Here is a 17,036-nt window from a genome sequence, read left to right as displayed (position 1 = left end):
TGTACATGGAATGGCTGACCAGCCCGGAAATCTGGATTGCATTTTTTACCCTGACGGCGCTGGAGATTGTGCTCGGGATCGACAACATCATCATGATTTCGATCCTGGTCAGCCGTATGCCCAAAGACATGCAGCCCAAGACCCGTTTCTTCGGTTTGGCGCTGGCCATGGTCACGCGAATTCTGCTGCTGCTGTCGATCACCTGGGTGATGCGTCTGACCGCCGACCTGTTCAGCATCATGGGTCACGGCTTCTCCGGGCGTGACTTGATTCTGTTCTTCGGTGGCCTGTTTCTGCTGTGGAAAAGCAGCACCGAGATGTACCAGAGCCTGGAAGGTGAAGACGAAACCAACGACGCGCCCAAAGGCATGGGCAGCGGCTTTATCGGCACCATCATTCAGATCGCCATTATCGATATCGTGTTCTCGCTGGACTCGGTGATCACCGCTGTCGGCATGGTGTCCCATGTACCGGTCATGATTGCCGCCATCGTCGTGGCCGTGATGGTGATGATGCTCGCCGCCGGCACCATCAGCGCGTTCATCGACAAGCACCCGTCGCTGAAAATGCTCGCCTTGTCGTTCCTGATCATGGTCGGCACGGTGTTGATTGCCGAGGCCTTTGATGTGCATGCGCCGAAAGGCTACGTGTACTTCGCCATGGCGTTCTCGCTGGCGGTGGAAGCGGTGAACATCAAAATGCGCACCGTGCGTGATCGCAAAAAGAATGAAGCGGTGAAGCTGCGCAAGGATATTCCGGGGCAGTAATGGCCCAGCGGTTGACGTGAAAATCCCCGGTTATGCCGGGGATTTTTTTATCCGTGGTTTTCTTTGTACTGGGCGAGGGCGGGCAGCAATTGCCGGGAAATGGCTTCGCGCACGGCCGGCAGCATGACGGCGCCGCTGCCGAGCATTTGCTCGACGAGTTTGCGCAGGGCCAGTGCACGCGGGCCGTCGAGGCCGAGCACGGCGTGTTCGCAGGCCTGTTCCGGCGAGGCGCCGGGCGGCACGGTGAAGCCCAGGGTTTGCAGGCGGTCGCGCAGGTCGTCCTGGTCGATCAGGTCAGCGTGCATCATGGCCGTGGTCCTTGTTGCGGGGGAGGTGGGGTCGATTCTGGTGAGGGGTTGGGCTGGCTTCAAGGGCGATGGCTGTTATATGCATGAAGAGGTCGTTTTCAACTAATTCCCGGTCGTTCGTGATGGGCACAATGGCGGCCAGAGTGTCAGCCTTGATTGGCGGGCGTTGGCTGTTTTGGTTGGGTTTGGTCACCTGATCGAGGTTGTCCGGTTCGACGTTGGCGCTCCCTGTTAGAAGCATTTTGGCCCCCCGTGCTGTGTCGGCTTTTCGGGGGGCTTTTTTTGGGTGTTGGATCGTCGTTTGGCGCAGGTGGCGGCCCAAACCTCCGTCATCCTCGCGCACGCGGGGATCCAGAATTTTCAGTCGGACGCGGTAGCGACCCAAAACCCTCGTCATCCTCGCGTACGCGGGGATCCAGAATCTCCAGGCGAACGCGGTGGCGGCCCAAACCCCCGTCATCCTCGCGCACGCGGGGAGCCAGAATCTCCAGTCAAGCGTGGAGCCGGCACAAACCTCCGTCATTCCCGCGCAGGCGGGGATCCAGAATCTCCGGTCGAACGCGGTGGCGGCCCAAACCCCGCGTCATCCTCGCGCAGGCCACGGTCCGACGATTCGGAATCCAGAATCTCCAGTCGAACGCGTTAGCGGCCCAAACCCCCGTCATTCCCGCGCAAGCGGGAATCCAGAATTTCCAGTCGAACGCGGTAGCAGTACAAACCTCCGTCATTCCCGCGCAGGCGGCGGTCCGACGATTCGGAATCCAGAGTCTCCAGTCAAGCGTGGTGGCGGCCCAAACCCCGCGTCATCCTCGCGCACGCGGGGATCCAGAATTTCCAGGCGGACGCAGCTGTGGAGGTATTCATTACCGCGTGTGCTGAACGTTTTTGTTTCGCGCCTTACGCGCGAGTCACTTTTAGCATTGCCCTAAAAGTAACCAAAAGGTCTAGCCCCTACCTTGGGTCTGCGCTGCGCTCCGACTTCCCTCCTTCCATCGCCACTCCGGGGCACGGCGAGACGGGCCATCCTTGGCCCGACACGCCTCTCGCGGCTCCCGGCCGCTCAACCCCCTGCGCAACGACTCCACTCGGCCTGCGATGAACGGTGCGGGGTGGATCACAAGCAAGATCAAAAGCGGTGAAGCAACAGCGGTGAAGCAAAAGCGTGGAGCAAAAGCGGTAGGTCAACATCTCGCGGCTGAAGCCGCTCCCACAGGGGGGCGGTGGTGCTTTGCTTATTGTGGGAGCGGCTTTAGCCGCGATGCTTTTGCGGCGGAAGGCTGATTATCCGGCCGGCATATTCGGGCTTTTCCATCTCGCCTTGCGCGATCACCAGCCCTTCAATCCTGGCCAACGTCGTGGCGCTAAACGGCGCCGACTTCGGCCCGTTGATGTCCACGTGCAGCAGCATCTGTTCACTCACGGCCACGGCATCTTGCTGTCCGTCGCGGTAAAGGCTGAGGTACAGGTGCAGCCGTTTCTGGTCGTGCCCGAGCACTTGCAAACGCACCTCTACAGTTTGGTTTTCTTTCACTTCGTGCAGGTAGTTGAGGTGCACTTCCAGGGTGAACAGGCTGTGGCCGGTGGCTTCGCGGGCGTTGGCGTCGAGGCCGAGGGTGTCCATCAGCGCATCCACGGCCTGGCTGAAGATCAGCAGGTAGTAGGCGTCGCGCAGGTGGCCGTTGTAGTCGACCCAGTCGGCGCTGATGGGGGTGCGGTAAAGGCGGTGTTCCATGGGCGCGGTCCTCAGTCGGCGAAGGCGAAGCCGTGTTTGGTTTTGCAGGTTTTGACGGCGTCCAGCACGGCCATCAGGCAGTCGTCGCGGTAGCGTTCCAGTTCGGCGATGCTGCGTTGGCCTTGCTGTTCGGTGGTGCCGGCCACTACGTCGTCGATGAGTTTTTCGGTCAGCTCGGGGGCGGGCAGGTAGGTCCAGGGCAGTTGCAGGGCGGGGCCGAATTGGGCCATGAAGTGGCGCATGCCGGCGTCGCCACCTGCCAGGGTGTAGGTCAGAAAGGTGCCCATGAACGACCAGCGCAAACCGGCGCCAAACCGAATCGCGTCGTCGATTTCGCCGGTAGTGGCGACGCCGTCGTTGACCAGGTGCAGGGCTTCTCGCCACAGCGCTTCGAGCAGACGGTCGGCGATAAAGCCGGGCACTTCTTTGCGTACGTGCAGGGGCCGCATGCCAAGGGCCTGGTAAACCTCGATGGCGGCCTGAACCGCTGCCGGTGCGGTGTGTTGGCCGCCGACCACTTCCACCAGCGGCAGCAGGTAAACCGGGTTGAACGGGTGGCCGACTACGCAGCGTTCCGGGTGCGTGGCGTCGGCGTAGAAGTCGCTGGGCAGCAGGCCCGAGGTGGACGAGGCGATCAACGCATTGGGCTTGGCCGCCGCGCTGATTTTGGCGTGCAGGTCGAGTTTCAGGTCGAGGCGTTCCGGGGCGCTTTCTTGGATGAAGTCGGCGTCGCGTACGCAGGCTTCAATGCTGTCGACAACGCGCAATCGCTCCAGGCTCGCGCCTTCTGCCACGCCTTGTTTGACCAGCGCCGGCCAGGCGTTGGCGACGCGCTGGCGCAGGGCGGTTTCGGCGCCGGGTGCGGGGTCCCAGGCGATTACGTCGAGGCCGTGAGCGAGGGCGCGCGCAACCCAGCCGCTGCCGATTACGCCGCTGCCCAGGGCTGCGAAAACTTTGATGTCGGTGATAAAGCTCATAGCCACTCCAGCAGTAAAAGCAGGTCAGCCGCGACGGCTGAGGTTCATTTTTGCCCGGCCCTCGGCCGGCGTCAGAATGCGTGCGCCAAGGCGGGTGAGAATTTCGCTGACCCGTTCGACCAGCGCGCCATTGCTGGCCAGCACGCCTTTATCCAGCCACAGGTTGTCTTCCAGCCCGACCCGCACGTTGCCGCCCAGCAGCACGGCTTGTGCCGCCATGGGCATTTGCATGCGGCCGATGCCAAAGCCGGCCCAGATGCAGTCGGCGGGCAGGTTGTCGACCATGGCTTTCATGGTGGTGGTGTCGGCCGGCGCGCCCCAGGGAATGCCCAGGCACAGTTGGAACAGCGGGTCGTGCAGCAGGCCTTCCTTGATCATCTGTTTGGCGAACCACAGGTGGCCGGTGTCGAAGATTTCCAGCTCGGCTTTCACGCCTAGCTCGGTGATGCGTTTGGCCCCGGCGCGCAGTTGGGCGGGCGTGGAAACGTAGATGGTGTCGCCGTCGCCGAAGTTAAGCGTGCCGCAGTCCAGGGTGCAGATTTCCGGCAGCAGTTCTTCCACGTGGGCCAGGCGGGTGAGGGGGCCGACCAGGTCGGTATTGGGGCCGAATTCCATGGGCGTTTCGCCCGCGCCGATTTCCAGGTCGCCGCCCATGCCGGCGGTGAGGTTGACGATGATGTCTACGTCGGCTTCGCGGATGCGTTCCATCACTTCGCGGTACAGCGCCACGTCGCGGCTGAATTTGCCGGTATCGGGGTCGCGCACGTGGCAGTGCACCACCGTCGCGCCGGCTTTGGCCGCTTCCACCGCAGCGGCGGCGATTTGTTTGGGGGTGATGGGCACCAGATGGCTTTTGCCGGTGGTGTCGCCGGCACCGGTCAGGGCGCAGGTAATAATCACGTCGTGGTTCATGGCATGTCCTTCAACAAGCAGGCAGGGCAAGCCGCTGCGCAGTCACGGTTGGCTGCGCAGCGGTTGGTGGGCGGTCAGGGGTTGGTGCTGAGTTTCAGGTGTTCGCTGGCCGGGCGGCCGTCGAGCGTGGTCACGCCTTCAAGCCAGCGTTGCTGGTCTTGCGGGTGGTCGTTGAGCCATTGTTTTGCCGATTCGAGCGGGTCTTTGTGGTCGAGCAACGGCTGCATCATGCGGCTCTCGTCGGCGGCGGTGAAATGCAGGTTGCTGAGTAGTTTGTCGACGTTCGGGCAGCGGCTGGCGTAGTCGGGCGCGGTAACGGTCCATACGGTGGCGCGGCCTTCGTCCGGGCCGAGGGCGTCCTGGCTGCCGGAGAGGTAGGTCATGTCCTGGTTGACGTTCATGGGGTGCGGCGCCCAGCCAAAAAACACCACGGCTTCCTTGCGTTTCACCGCACGGCTAACCGCCGACAACATGCCGGCTTCGCTGGATTCCACCAACTGGAATTTGCCGAGGCCGAACTGGTCTTTGGCGATCATTTCCTTGATCTGCGTGTTAGCGCCTGAGCCCGGTTCGATGCCGTAGATTTTCCCGCCCAGCTCTTTTTCGAACTTGGCGATGTCGGCGAAGGTTTTCAGGCCTTTGTCGGCCAGGTAGGTGGGGACGGCGAGGGTGGCGCGGGCGTCGTCAAGGCTGGGTTTGTCGAGCACACGCACCTGCTTGGCCTCGATAAACGGCGTGATGGTGCGGGTCATGATCGGGTTCCAGTAGCCGAGGAACAGGTCCAGGCGTTTGTCGCGGATGCCGGCGAAAATGATTTGCTGCGAGGCGCTGGTTTGCTTGGTTTCATAGCCCAGGCCGTCGAGCAGCACTTGGGTCATGGCGCTGGTGGCGATCACGTCGGTCCAGTTGACCACGCCCAGGCGCACGTTCTTGCACGAGGCCGGGTCGGCGGCGAAAGCGGTCTGGCTGGCGAGCACTAACAAACAGCAACTGAGTACGGTCTTCATCGGTGTTCCTCATGTGGCTGATTCCTCGCCAGCGCGGTGCTGACGGGAATACTTGTTGTCGAGTGGAGCCAGCGATGCCTTGCCAGCTGTGGGCCAAATTACCGGCAGCGCAGGCGGCAAAATCACACGGTAGCGACCCGCATTTGTACTCAGGCGACCTGCTGCATTGCCAACGCCACCGCAACGGCGTAAGCCACGACTATTCCCTTGCCGAGCCGCGTCATGCCTTCGACTCCAGTTACTGAAGACTTCTGGTTTCTGCTGCTGCCTGGCTTTTCCATGCTCGGCTTTCTGTCGGCGGTTGAGCCGTTGCGCGTGGCCAACCGTTTTCAGGCCGATTTGTACCGGTGGCAGGTGATGAGTCTGGACGGCGGGCCGGTATTGGCCAGCAATGGCATGTCGATCAATGCCGACAGCGGCCTGGCGCCGCTCGCGCGTACGGCGCGGCTGCTGCTGGTGGCCGGTTTTGAGCCGTTGCAGGCCTACAGCCCGGCGCTGGCGCGGTGGCTAAAACGCCTGGATGGCGAGGGCGTTACGCTTGGCGGCATCGACACCGGCGCCGTGGTATTGGCCGAAGCCGGCCTGCTCGACGGCCACACCGTGACGCTGCATTGGGAAGCGCTGGATGCCTTCAAAGAGTCGTACCCGCGCTTGCATGTGACTCAGGAATTATTCGAAGTGGACCGCTCGCGCATCACTTGCGCCGGCGGCACGGCCTCGATTGATCTGATGCTCGACCTGATCGCCCAGGCCCACGGCGCCGAGCTGGCGGTGCAGGTGTCGGAGCAGTTTGTGCTCAGCCGCATTCGTCCGCGTCAGGATCACCAGCGCATGGAAATCGCCACGCGCTACGGCATCAGCAACCGCAAATTGGTGCAGGTGATTGGCGATATGGAGCGCCACACCGAACCGCCGCTCGACACCCTTGAATTGGCCGAGCGCATTCAGGTGACGCGGCGGCAATTGGAGCGCTTGTTTCGCTTGTACCTCAACGACACGCCGTCGAATTTCTACCTGCGCTTGCGCCTGGAAAAAGCCCGGCAGCTGCTGCGCCAAACCGACATGAGCGTGTTGGAAATCAGCCTGGCGTGCGGCTTCGAATCGCAGTCGTATTTTTCCCGCTGCTACCGCACGCGCTTCGCCTGTTGCCCGCGTGAAGACAGGCACCCGGTGCCGGCGCGCTCGCGCAAAACCTTGGCGCCGCTGCTGGGCTGAGGCGCCTGTTAAAACACCTCGTTGGGCTGCACGATGCCGTGCTTTTTCATCTTGCGGTACAGCGTGGAGCGCGAGATGCCAAAGCTCTCGGCGGCGGCGGTGATGTTCCATTGATGCTGACGCAGCGTGGCGTACAGGTGGCGGACTTCATCGCTGTCCAATTGCTCCGCGAGGTTGTTACTCGCCGGCGCGGCGACGGAGACGGGCGCTGGGCTGATCGCGCCTTGTAGCTCGGCGGACAGGCGGTCGCTGTCGATCACGCCGTCTTCGGCCAATGCCACGGCGTAACGCAGGCAGTTGAGCAACTGGCGGATATTTCCCGGCCAGGCGTAGCCGAGTAAACGCGCCCGTGCCTGGTCATCCAGTCGCAGCCCTTGAGCGCCCGGTTGCGCCGCCAACAGGTGCTCGATCAGTTGCTCGCGGTCGCTGCGTTCGCGCAAGGCGGGCAGGTGCAACGTCATGCCGCTGAGGCGGTAGAACAAGTCTTCGCGAAACTGCTTGGCGCTGATCATGTCGGCCAGATGCTGGTGAGTGGCCGACATCACTTGCACGTCCAAGCCGACCGGCGTTTCGGCACCCAGTGGGGTGATTTCCCGCTCGGCCAATACGCGCAACAAACGGGTTTGCAGGTGCGCGGGCATGTCGCCAATTTCATCGAGAAACAGCGTGCCGCCGTTGGCCAGTTCCAGCTTGCCCTTCATGCCTTTCTTGTTGGCGCCGGTGAAGCTGCCGCTGCGGTAGCCGAACAATTCGCTTTCGATCAGGGTTTCTGGAATGGCTGCGCAGTTAAGCGCCACGAACGGTCCACTGCGCCGCGCGCTGGCCTGGTGAATGGCGCGGGCGAAGGCTTCTTTGCCGGTGCCGGTTTCGCCGGTAATCAGCACGGCGATGCCTTTGTCGAGCACCTTGCGAATACGCCGCACGCCTTGCTGCAACTGCGGGTCGTTGCCGCCCAGTTGGTCGAGTTGCGGATGCTGCTGAGCCGAGCTGCGCGTGGCAAGCGGGCGGGCAGCTGCCGGGCTCGCCTGAGCCGGACGAACACGGCCGACGGGAATGCGCAGGCCCACGTCAACCAAGGCTTCGTCCACCAACGCCCGCAGTTGCACGCCGCGCGCGCCGCCGCTGGTCATGCTCAGCAATTCATCCACGCTGGCGGGCAGCAGCGTGTCGATACGCCGGCCCAGCAGCGCCTGGTTGTGCGCCTGGTCGTAGGCCACAAAGGCGGCACGGTTGGCGCCGATAATGCGGCCGCTTTCGTCGATGGCCAGCAACTGCTCGTTGGCCAGGTCGGTGATGTCGTCGCGGGGTTTGATCGCCAGGGTCAGGCAGTCGCGGTAGCGCTGGCGGAAGTGCGCGTTCTCGATCAGCCGCGCATACATGATCACCAGTTGCAGGGTCAGGTATTGCGCTTCTTTGGGGCCGTCGCTGTTCAGGCTGGTGGCGTTCAGGCAGCCACGCAGCAGGCCTTGGGCATCGAATATCGGCGCCACCGAGCAGCTCCAGGCGAAAGTTGGAGGTGAGGAAATGTTCTTCGCGGTGAATGGTCATCGCCTGCTCGGCCGCCAAGGCGGTGCCGATGCCATTGGTGCCGGCCACGGACTCATCCCAGCGTGCGCCAACGATCAGCCCCGACTGGGTGTACAGATCGCGCTGATTGGGCAAGCGCGAGTCGAGGGTGATGCCTTTTTCATCGCTGAGCAGCACGGCGAAACCGGCTTGAACCACACGCTTGGCCAAGCCGCTGACGCCCTGGCTAGCGATAGCCAGATACTCCTGATGTTGCTGCTGATGCTGGCGAATTTCTTCGGCGGTGAGAATGTGTTTGACGTTCACCGCGCGCGGGTTGAGCTGGTGCTGGTTAACGCTGCGGTACCAGGATTGGGCGATAACGCCGTCGGGGCGAATACCGCGTTCGGGGAAGTTTTCGCTGACGAAAGCGGCCAGCTCACTGGCGCTGGTTTCCACGGCATGCAAAGGCATAGCAGGACTTCCGATGGCCGATGTCGCGGGGCGAATCGGCCTCTTGTTCTTGTGATGAATCGGCGCCGGAATGTCGTGCTTAAGAGCAAGGCAGACGCTGCGCAGGTGACACAACCATAGCCTGATGGGTCGTCGCTTGCAGTCATCCTTCCGTCGCATGCAAAGGTAGCAGCAAGCGACATGCCCAAAGCGCAGCGCCTGGCTAAGAGGCCCGAGCCAGCGCGGCGCAAGGCGTGCGGGGCGTTTGCAGAGGGCGCGTCGGGAGTGACACACCTGTCGCAGCACGCTGAATCATCTGTTGCAGCCTCGCACCGGGTATTACTCAATCGCCTCGTAAAGGCAAGCCCACATAGTTTTCGGCGATGGTCTTGCGTCCCGCCTCGGAGCTTACGAAGTAATCCAACTCGGTTTGCTGCATGCGCAGGCTGAACGCATCGGTGTCGGGAAAGCGGTGCAGCATCGAGGTCATCCACCAGGAAAAGCGTTCGGCTTTCCACACGCGACGCAGGCAAATCTCCGAGTATTTCTCGAGCAAATCGGTACGGCCTTCGCCATACACTTTGAGCAGAATGCGGTACAGCGTGCTGACGTCACTGGCCGCCAGGTTCAGGCCCTTGGCGCCGGTCGGCGGCACGATGTGCGCGGCGTCGCCGAGCAGGAACAGGCGGCCGTACTGCATGGGCTCGACGACAAAGCTGCGCAGCGGCGCGATGCTTTTTTCAATCGAGGGGCCGGTCACCAGACGCGCCGCTACGGGTGCGGGCAGGCGCTGTTTGAGTTCGTCCCAGAAGCGCTCGTCGGACCAGTCTTCCACTTTCTCATCAGCACCGACTTGCACGTAATAACGGGTGCGCGTGGGCGAGCGCATGCTGCACAGGGCAAAGCCGCGTTCGTGGTTGGCGTAGATCAGTTCTTCGTTTACCGGCGGGGTATCGGCCAGGATGCCCAGCCAGCCGAACGGGTAAACCCGCTCAAACTCCTTGAGCACGCCCGCTGGAATGGACTGGCGCGACACGCCGTGAAAACCGTCGCAACCGGCGATGTAGTCGCAGTCCAGGCGCAAGGTTTCGCCGTTGTGTTCAAAGGTGACGTAGGGGCTGGGCGCTTTTCATGTCGTGCGGCTGCACGTTGCTGGCGCTGTAGAACGTCTGCGCGCCGGCAGCCTGGCGGGCCTGCATTAGGTCGCGGGTCACTTCGGTCTGGCCGTAAACCATCACGGTTTTGCCGCCGGTCAGGCCTTTGAGGTCGATGTGTTCGCTGCGCCCGTCGAAGGCCAGTTCGAAACCGTCGTGAACCAGGCCTTCGGCGTCCATGCGCTCGTTGACGCCGGCTTCGCGCAGCAGGTCGACCATGCCTTGTTCGAGCACGCCGGCGCGGATGCGGCCGAGGATGTAGTCAGGGGTTTGGCGTTCGATGATGACGTTGGCGATGCCGGCTTTGTGCAGCAGCTGGCCGAGCAACAAACCGGACGGGCCGGCACCGATAATTGCGATCTGCGTTTTCATGGCGTTGTCCTGTGCAGCTCTGCGGTGGGCGAGAGCACTTAGTTGTTTTTATGACTCCTGTATTTTTTGTGGTTAAAGGGTGGCGGGGAAGGCAATATCGAATCGCTTTTCTGTACTTTTCGTGGGTGATGGTTGTGCTGAAATCTCCTGAAAACCCCGTTCCGGTGTTCAAGTTGTATGGCGAAACGGCGGCCTGGCCGACGCCGGATCTGATTCATTGCGAAACCATTCCGGCGCGCAGCCGGTTGCACCATTGGGAAATCAAACCGCACCGCCATGGCGACCTGGTGCAGTTGCTGTATGTGCAATCGGGGCAGGCGCAGTTGCAGGTGGAGGGCTCGCTGGTCGACGTGGTCAGCAGTTCGGTGCAGGTGGTGCCGGCGTTGTGTGTGCACGGTTTTCGCTTTTCCGACGATGTGCAGGGCTACATCCTCAGCCTGGCGCAACCCTTGGCCGAGCAACTCGCCGCCACGCTGGAAAGCCAGGTGCTGCGCCAGCCCGCCTGTTTCGCCATCGACCGCGAGGGCGGCAGCGAGGGGCGGTATCTGGACGCGCTGTTCGAGTCGATTGCCGCCGAGTACGACCAGCAGCAAAGCGGCCGCGATGTGATGTTGCAGTCTTTGATCAGCGTGTTGCTGGTGTCGCTGAGTCGCCGCGCCCAGGCGCAATCGCTGGCGCACGGGCCGGACCGGGGGCGCGAGCATGTCGACGCGTTCACCCGTTTGCTCGAAGCCCATTACCGCGAACACCTGCCAATTGAGCATTACGCCAGCGCCCTGAACATCAGCACCGCCCACCTGAATGCGCTGTGCCGACGTTTGGCCGGGCAATCGGCGTTGCAGATGATCAATCAGCGGCTACTTTTAGAAGCCAAACGCTGCCTGGTTTACAGCGCCATGACCGTTAATCAGGTCTCTGACCGTTTGGGGTTTTCCGATCCTGCTTATTTTTTCGCGCTTCTTCAAGCGCGGCACGGGGCTGTCGCCCAAAGGCTTTCGGATTCAGCGCTAGCGCAGGCAGCGACGCCTTGCTAGCTTCAAGGGTGTGGCCCATACGCGGTGTCGGTACGCGGAAAAACTTTGCCTATGCTGTCCTTACACGCCGTTTAACTGAGAGTGAGCTCATGGATATAGAAACGCTGTTTGCCGACTTGCACGCCCTGCCGAGCATTCCCAAGGTGGCCTTGGAACTGATTCAGCAATTTGACAGCCCCTCGTCCAGCCTGGACGCCGTGGCGCGCAATATCTCTCTGGACCCGGTGATCGCTGCCAAAGTGCTGCGTTTGGCGAACTCCTCGCGCTACCGCGGCGCACGTGAATCCACCAGCATCGAAGACGCCGCCTCGCGCCTGGGTTTCAACACCTTGCGTACCCTGGTGATGGCCTCGGCGGTGACGGGCGCCTTTAAAGCCGACGCCACGTTTGATCTCAAAGGCTTCTGGATTCACAGCTTTCAGGTCGCCAGTATCAGCCGCTTGCTGGCCAAGCAGGCCGGCCAGGACGCCGACACCGCCTTCACCTGCGGCATGATGCACAACATCGGCGAGCTGCTGATTCAAACCGGCGCCCCGCAATACGCCCCGCAACTGAACAACAGCAAACACGCCAACGCTGCTGGGCGCGCTGCCAATGAAACCTTGCAGTTAGGGTTCGGCTACCCGGAAGTGGGCGCCGAACTGGCGCGTCGCTGGCAGCTGCCGAAACTGATTCAGACCGCCATTGCCCTGCAGGGCAATCCGCAACAGGCGCCGGCCGACCAGCCCCTGGCGAAAACCCTGGCGCAAGCTGTGCTGATTGCCGAAGCCATGAAAGCCCATGGCGGCGCCACCGAAGAAGCCAAAGCCTCGTTGAGCGGGCCATTGGTGGAGGAGCTGGATCTGGACGCCGTGTTTGCCGCATTGCCTGCCGTGCTGGAAGCGGACAAGGCGTTTGCGGAGCTGCTTGGGTAACGATCAACAGCATCGCGGCTAAAGCCGCTCCTACGCAGCCCCTGTAGGAGCGGCTTCAGCCGCGATTCCTGGAAACTACGCAGCCCCTGTAGGAGCGGCTTTAGCCGCGATTCCTGGAAACGGTTATGCATCAGTTGGGTAAGGATCAACCGCATCGCGGCTGAAGCCGCTCCTACAAACCACCGCGTCCACCGTCGGCAACCGACACCGCTGCACTTCCCACCACGTCGGCAATAACCGCCGCACGGCCGCCTGGCTGAAGCGGTCGTCCATCAAATACACCACGCCACTGTCTTGCTGGGTGCGGATCACGCGGCCCGCTGCCTGCACCACTTTTTGCAAACCGGGATACAGGTAGGTGTAGTCGTAGCCGCTGCCGAACATCGCTTGCATGCGTTGCTTGATCTGCTCGTTGATCGGGTTGATTTGCGGCAGCCCGAGGGTGGCGATAAAGGCGCCGATCAGGCGATTGCCTGGCAGGTCGATGCCTTCGCCAAACGCGCCGCCCAGCACGGCAAAGCCGATGCCCTGACCGTCGGCGTGGAAACGGTCGAGAAAATGCTGGCGTTCGGCTTCGTCCATTTGCCGCGATTGCACCCAGATCGGCACCAGCGGGTGCGCGGCGATAAATTCATCGCGCACTTGTTCCAGGTAGGCGTAGCTGCTGAAAAACGCCAGGTAGTTGCCCGGCCGTTCGGCAAACTGGCGGGCCATCAGCGCGCTGATCGGCGCCAGCGAACGCTCGCGGTCGACATAACGGGTCGACAGGTTGCTCACCGCCTGCACGTTCAACTGCTCGGCCAAAAACGGCGATTCCACGTCCACCCAGGGCGTGTGTTCCGGTAGGCCGAGCAGGTCGGCGTAGTAATTGGCGGGACTCAACGTGGCGGAGAACAGCGTGCAGCTGTGGGCCGCTGCCAGTCGCGGGGCGAGAAACGGCGCGGGTACCACGTTGCGAATGCACAGGGTCGATTGCGCGGTACCGCCGGGGCCGAGGTGGCGGCTGATGTCGAACAACGAGTGCGGGCCGAACACTTCGGCCAGACGGCAGAACAGCATGGCGTCGAGGTAGAAGTGCAGCAGTTCGGCTTCGTTGCCGGTGGGCTGGTCGGTGAGGTGGTCGGTGATCGCGCTCACGGCTTTTTGCAGGGCCATGATGAACAGGTCCGGCGCGGCCGGGTACACCTGATACAGCGCTTCCTGATCTTTGTGCAGTTGGTTCCAGTGACGGTTCACCCGATCCAGCACGCTTTTCAGGGCTTTGGGCGCCAGGCCGCGCATGGTCTTGAAACGCGCTTGCTGCAGTTCGGCGCTGTACATGCCGCGTCCGCGCTCCACCAGGTTGTGGGCTTCGTCGACCAGCAGCGTCACTTTCCATTCGTTGAGCTGGGTGAGGCCGTAGAGCAGGGCGGTCATGTCGAAGTAGTAGTTGTAATCGCCGACCACCACGTCGCTCCAGCGACACAGTTCCTGACTCAGGTAGTACGGGCAAATGCCGTGCGCCAAGGCCACCTGGCGAACGGCGTTCTGGTTCAACCACTGGCTGTCGAGGGCGGCCTTGCGTGCCGCGGGCAGGCGGTCGTAGAAGCCTTTGGCCAGCGGACAGGAGTCGCCGTGGCAGGCTTTGTCGGGGTGCTCGCAGGCTTTGTCGCGGGCGACGTGTTCGAGCACGCGCAGGGCGATTTTCGGTTCTTGGGCGCGCAGGGTTTCGAGCGCATCGAGGGCCAATCGCCGGCCCGGTGTTTTCGCGGTGAGGAAAAACAGGCGGTCGAGTTTCTGCTCGGGAAATGCCTTGAGCTGGGGAAACAGCGTGCCGATGGTTTTACCAATGCCGGTGGTGGCCTGGGCCATCAGGCTGTGGCCGTCACGGGCGGCGCGGTACACCGCTTCCGCCAGTTGGCGCTGGCCGCTGCGAAACGTGGCGTGGGGAAAACGCAGATCGCCGAGGCTGTCGTCGCGCTCGATACGATGCGCCTGTTCCTGCTTGGCCCAGGTGATAAAGCGCTGACAATGCAGCTCGAAAAACGCCTGCAAGGCGCTGGCGCTGAAGGTTTCGCGAAAGCTGGTTTCCTTGTGGGTGAGCACATTGAAATAAACCACGGCGAGGTCGACTTCTTCCAACTCGTACTCGCGGCACAGCAGGGCGCCGTACACCTTTACCTGCGCCCAATGCAGCAGCCGATGATTTTCCGGAATGCGCGAGATGTCGCCGCGGTGGGTTTTGATTTCTTCCAGCAGGTTCTCGTCCGGGTTGTAGCCATCGGCGCGCCCACGTACCAGCAGGCCTTCGTACTCGCCGCTCAGCGGCAGCTCGGCGATGTAACCCGAGCCGCGCCGGGCGACCACGCTCATGTGCCCGGCGATGCCTTCCTGGGCCGTGGGCGAGGGGGTGAAGCGCAAGTCGAGGTCGCCCTGTTTAGCGGTGAACTCGCAGAGGGCGCGCACGGCCACCTGATAGATCACGCGTCGCTCCATTGCACGTAGCAAACGTCCACCGGCATACCGTGTTCGGCGCAGAACGCCAGCCAGCGCTTTTGATTGTCTTGCAGGCGGTCGCCGGGGCCTTTCACTTCGATCATGCGGTAGCGCTGTTCAGCGGGCCAGAACTGGATCAGGTCGGGCATGCCGGCGCGGTTGGCTTTGATGTCGCCCAGCAAGCGCTGAAACCAGGCGCGCAGGTGCGCGGCGGGCAGGCAGAGCAGGGCGTGGTCCAGCAGTTCTTCGCTGAGCAGGCCCCAGTAAACGAAGGGCGACTGGATGCCGAACTTCTCGGTATAGGTGGCGCGGATGCGTTGCTGGTAGGTATCGGAATTCAAGGCGTCGAGGCAGTCGGCGAACTGCGCGGCGCGGCGTTGGCTGAAGTCGGCGCGCAGCAAGTCCACGGGCCCGGCATGAAATGGGTGGAAAAACGCGCCCGGCAGTGGCGCATAAATCGCCGGCCAGCAAAGCAAGCCGAACAGGCTGCAAATCAGCGCGTTTTCCACGTAATACACCGGCGCGCCGTCTTCGCTCAGGTGCAGTTGCACGCGTTGTTCCACGCTGAAGTCAGGATGGAACGGCAAGCTCAGTTCGATCAGCCCGGCTTCCACCTTCGCCGGCCGGCTGGCTTTGGCCAGGCCCAACTGCCGATTGAGCCGAGTGAGCGCGCGGCCCACCAGTTGCGCCTCGGCATCATTGACCGGCGCGGCGGCCGCTTGCTGCGCCAGGGCGTGGGCCTGTTCAAAATCACTAAGGCGTTCCAGCACCCGAATTTGCCGCTGCCGCGCCTGCGGGTAGCCGCTGACGCCATACAACCCCAAGGCGTGTTCAAGCTCGCCGAGGCGTTCCAAGTGCTGGCCAATGCGGAACAGCAGCTTGCCGCGTCGCTCCAAAAGCAGCGGGTTGTCGGTGTGCACCTCGGCGATCTGCTCAATCACCTCGGCCAAAGGCTCGCCCGCCTCGAAGCGCTGGCGGCAATTCCAGAGGTGGATATAGGTGTCGACATCTTCACGGCGGGTAAACCCGCGAGACTCGGCGCTGAGCTCCACCTGTTCGTAGCGGAAAATGCCCAGGTCCGAGAGCACGAATTCCACCCAGTCCTGATGCAGATTGCCGAAGAACATCAGACGCAGGCGGTCGATCAGTTCGCCAATGGCCAGGGTTAACAAGGGATCGTCCAGCGCCGGGCACCACTGACTGAACGGGCGCTCGCCGGGCAAGTGCTCTTCGAGCTGTTCCAGCAATTGAGGCTTGTTGGCCGTGCGGGTGAGCAGCAAGGCGCCGAAGTGATTGAGCACTTCGTCTTTGCGCAGGTAGGCAAACAGCTCGGCGAGGCTCAGCGCGTGTTCGTTATGAACCCAGCCATAGGCCAGCAGCGGCTCGGCGGCCTGGCGCGGACAGCCGATTTCTTCATAGCTGAGCTTGCTGGCGCGAAAGTGCGGCCCTTTGCGCATGATCATCCGCGTGAGCAGCGCTTGCGAAGGCAACGGCAACTCGACAAACACGCGCACGAAGGCCGCCTCGTCGGCGCTCAGCAGGTCGCTGTAACGCGCAGCAAGCCAGGCCAGCGCCTTGTGAAAGTTGGCCAGGTAGTAGAAACGGGGATCGTCGAGGGAATGCATCGGTACGCCAAACCACTGTGTGCATGTACAGATACCAGCGCTCGGGCGCGCTGGCAAATACAAATAGATCGGTGGCTTGGCGAGGGCGGTGGCGGTGGCGGTTAGTTGTAGGTGATGGTGATCACTGGGTTGTCGAGATCGGTTTGGCTGCCGTCGAGCGAGCCGACCTGGGTTGTAAACGCCGGGGCGCCGCGCGAGCAGGCGTCGTTTGCGGCGCTGGTTGTTACGTGGATATTGGCTGCGGTTTTAGTGGGCTCGATGGTGACTGTGCAGGCGGCTTCAATAATCTGGCCCTCGAAGCGGATCGTGCCGCCGTCGGCAAGGGCGGGCAGGGCGGTGAACAGGGAAAGCAGCGAGGCGAGGCGTGCGGGCATGGCGGTGACTCCGTGGGCTGGATGGCGCACGGGGAAGTTAAGAGGGGTTTGAGGGTTGCTGCCAGATGGTGATGTTTGTTTGTGGGAAGGGTCTTGGAATGAATATTTTCCTACAGGTGTAGGACGGGGTTTTGTGGTTGGGGGGATTGAGGTTTGGGGGCGATACGGCGGCACCTTCACGATTCTGGATTCCGAATCGTCGGACCGCCGC

13 protein-coding genes and 3 pseudogenes are annotated in these 17,036 nt (G+C 62.4%); 5 read left to right on the top strand and 11 right to left on the bottom strand.

Annotated elements, in window-relative coordinates:
* The first annotated feature begins 5 nt into the window (after positions 1–5).
* Positions 6–767: a TerC family protein gene (locus ACZZZP_RS17010; protein ID WP_463383541.1), complete on the top strand. Its 762-nt coding sequence runs from the start codon at positions 6–8 to the stop codon at positions 765–767.
* A gap of 47 nt (positions 768–814) precedes the next feature.
* On the opposite strand, the gene ACZZZP_RS17005 is transcribed toward ACZZZP_RS17010, so the two are convergent.
* The 6 genes from ACZZZP_RS17005 to choX all read right to left on the bottom strand — a co-directional run bounded on the left by ACZZZP_RS17005 (position 815) and on the right by choX (position 5,703).
* On the bottom strand, positions 815–1,075 hold the full coding sequence (locus ACZZZP_RS17005; RefSeq protein ID WP_122452728.1) for a hypothetical protein: 261 nt from the start codon (positions 1,073–1,075) through the stop codon (positions 815–817).
* On the bottom strand, positions 1,062–1,418 hold the full coding sequence (locus ACZZZP_RS17000; protein WP_463536723.1) for a hypothetical protein: 357 nt from the start codon (positions 1,416–1,418) through the stop codon (positions 1,062–1,064). Before ACZZZP_RS17000 ends, ACZZZP_RS17005 begins: the two co-directional genes overlap by 14 nt.
* Positions 1,419–2,324: 906 nt before the next feature.
* Positions 2,325–2,807 (bottom strand): thioesterase family protein, encoded by a 483-nt coding sequence (locus ACZZZP_RS16995; protein WP_463383540.1) that lies wholly within the window; start codon positions 2,805–2,807, stop codon positions 2,325–2,327.
* Between the two features lie 11 nt (positions 2,808–2,818).
* Positions 2,819–3,784 carry an L-carnitine dehydrogenase gene (locus tag ACZZZP_RS16990; protein ID WP_463383539.1) on the bottom strand — a complete coding sequence of 322 codons (966 nt, stop codon included), beginning with the start codon at positions 3,782–3,784 and terminating at the stop codon, positions 2,819–2,821.
* Between the two features lie 24 nt (positions 3,785–3,808).
* Positions 3,809–4,696 (bottom strand): 3-dehydrocarnitine:acetyl-CoA trimethylamine transferase CdhC, encoded by an 888-nt coding sequence (cdhC, locus tag ACZZZP_RS16985; RefSeq protein WP_463383538.1) that lies wholly within the window; start codon positions 4,694–4,696, stop codon positions 3,809–3,811.
* Positions 4,697–4,770: 74 nt separating this feature from the next.
* A complete protein-coding gene (choX, locus tag ACZZZP_RS16980) occupies positions 4,771–5,703 on the bottom strand; it encodes a choline ABC transporter substrate-binding protein (protein WP_463383537.1) in 933 nt (310 codons plus the stop codon).
* 74 nt (positions 5,704–5,777) lie between these two features.
* Between choX and ACZZZP_RS16975 the strand changes: the two genes are divergently transcribed.
* Positions 5,778–5,948, top strand: coding sequence for a hypothetical protein (locus ACZZZP_RS16975; protein WP_463383536.1), 171 nt, complete (start codon positions 5,778–5,780; stop codon positions 5,946–5,948).
* Positions 5,926–6,918 (top strand): GlxA family transcriptional regulator, encoded by a 993-nt coding sequence (locus tag ACZZZP_RS16970; protein ID WP_463383535.1) that lies wholly within the window; start codon positions 5,926–5,928, stop codon positions 6,916–6,918. Before ACZZZP_RS16975 ends, ACZZZP_RS16970 begins: the two co-directional genes overlap by 23 nt.
* Before the next feature lie 8 nt (positions 6,919–6,926).
* On the opposite strand, the pseudogene ACZZZP_RS16965 reads toward ACZZZP_RS16970, so the two are convergent.
* Together ACZZZP_RS16965 and pobA are read right to left on the bottom strand one after the other, a co-directional pair.
* Positions 6,927–8,898 (bottom strand): annotated as a pseudogene (locus ACZZZP_RS16965) (sigma-54-dependent Fis family transcriptional regulator).
* Between the two features lie 318 nt (positions 8,899–9,216).
* Positions 9,217–10,403, bottom strand: a pseudogene (gene pobA, locus ACZZZP_RS16960) (4-hydroxybenzoate 3-monooxygenase).
* A gap of 128 nt (positions 10,404–10,531) precedes the next feature.
* On the opposite strand from pobA, the pseudogene ACZZZP_RS16955 reads away from it, so the two are divergent.
* Positions 10,532–11,414, top strand: a pseudogene (locus ACZZZP_RS16955) (helix-turn-helix domain-containing protein).
* A gap of 112 nt (positions 11,415–11,526) precedes the next feature.
* The gene (locus tag ACZZZP_RS16950) at positions 11,527–12,351 is read left to right on the top strand and encodes an HDOD domain-containing protein (protein ID WP_122493952.1); all 825 of its coding nucleotides are present in this window, start codon (positions 11,527–11,529) and stop codon (positions 12,349–12,351) included.
* A 123-nt stretch (positions 12,352–12,474) separates the two neighbouring features.
* On the opposite strand, the gene ACZZZP_RS16945 is transcribed toward ACZZZP_RS16950, so the two are convergent.
* From ACZZZP_RS16945 to ACZZZP_RS16935, 3 genes are all read right to left on the bottom strand, one after another.
* On the bottom strand, positions 12,475–14,826 hold the full coding sequence (locus ACZZZP_RS16945) for an ATP-dependent DNA helicase (protein WP_463383531.1): 2,352 nt from the start codon (positions 14,824–14,826) through the stop codon (positions 12,475–12,477).
* The gene (locus tag ACZZZP_RS16940) at positions 14,811–16,451 is read right to left on the bottom strand and encodes a VRR-NUC domain-containing protein (RefSeq protein ID WP_463383530.1); all 1,641 of its coding nucleotides are present in this window, start codon (positions 16,449–16,451) and stop codon (positions 14,811–14,813) included. The genes ACZZZP_RS16945 and ACZZZP_RS16940 overlap by 16 nt, the downstream gene beginning before the upstream one ends.
* Positions 16,452–16,552: 101 nt before the next feature.
* Positions 16,553–16,825, bottom strand: coding sequence for a hypothetical protein (locus ACZZZP_RS16935; RefSeq protein WP_463383529.1), 273 nt, complete (start codon positions 16,823–16,825; stop codon positions 16,553–16,555).
* Positions 16,826–17,036 lie beyond the last annotated feature (211 nt).

The organism is Pseudomonas sp. AC211, from assembly GCF_979258055.1.
The sequence above is the reverse complement of the archived record's forward strand: the minus strand, read 5'-3'. Positions and strand labels throughout refer to the sequence as shown.

Excerpts from the sequence above, each read along its gene's own strand:
- ACZZZP_RS16950 (WP_122493952.1), top strand. The coding sequence starts at position 11,527 with ATGGATATAGAAACGCTGTTTGCCGACTTGCACGCCCTGCCGAGCATT.
- ACZZZP_RS16940 (WP_463383530.1), bottom strand. The coding sequence starts at position 16,451 with ATGCATTCCCTCGACGATCCCCGTTTCTACTACCTGGCCAACTTTCAC.
- ACZZZP_RS16970 (WP_463383535.1), top strand. The coding sequence starts at position 5,926 with ATGCCTTCGACTCCAGTTACTGAAGACTTCTGGTTTCTGCTGCTGCCT.
- ACZZZP_RS16995 (WP_463383540.1), bottom strand. The coding sequence starts at position 2,807 with ATGGAACACCGCCTTTACCGCACCCCCATCAGCGCCGACTGGGTCGAC.
- ACZZZP_RS17010 (WP_463383541.1), top strand. The coding sequence starts at position 6 with ATGGAATGGCTGACCAGCCCGGAAATCTGGATTGCATTTTTTACCCTG.
- ACZZZP_RS16975 (WP_463383536.1), top strand. The coding sequence starts at position 5,778 with ATGCCTTGCCAGCTGTGGGCCAAATTACCGGCAGCGCAGGCGGCAAAA.
- choX (WP_463383537.1), bottom strand. The coding sequence starts at position 5,703 with ATGAAGACCGTACTCAGTTGCTGTTTGTTAGTGCTCGCCAGCCAGACC.
- cdhC (WP_463383538.1), bottom strand. The coding sequence starts at position 4,696 with ATGAACCACGACGTGATTATTACCTGCGCCCTGACCGGTGCCGGCGAC.
- ACZZZP_RS16990 (WP_463383539.1), bottom strand. The coding sequence starts at position 3,784 with ATGAGCTTTATCACCGACATCAAAGTTTTCGCAGCCCTGGGCAGCGGC.
- ACZZZP_RS16945 (WP_463383531.1), bottom strand. The coding sequence starts at position 14,826 with ATGGAGCGACGCGTGATCTATCAGGTGGCCGTGCGCGCCCTCTGCGAG.
- ACZZZP_RS17005 (WP_122452728.1), bottom strand. The coding sequence starts at position 1,075 with ATGATGCACGCTGACCTGATCGACCAGGACGACCTGCGCGACCGCCTG.
- ACZZZP_RS16935 (WP_463383529.1), bottom strand. The coding sequence starts at position 16,825 with ATGCCCGCACGCCTCGCCTCGCTGCTTTCCCTGTTCACCGCCCTGCCC.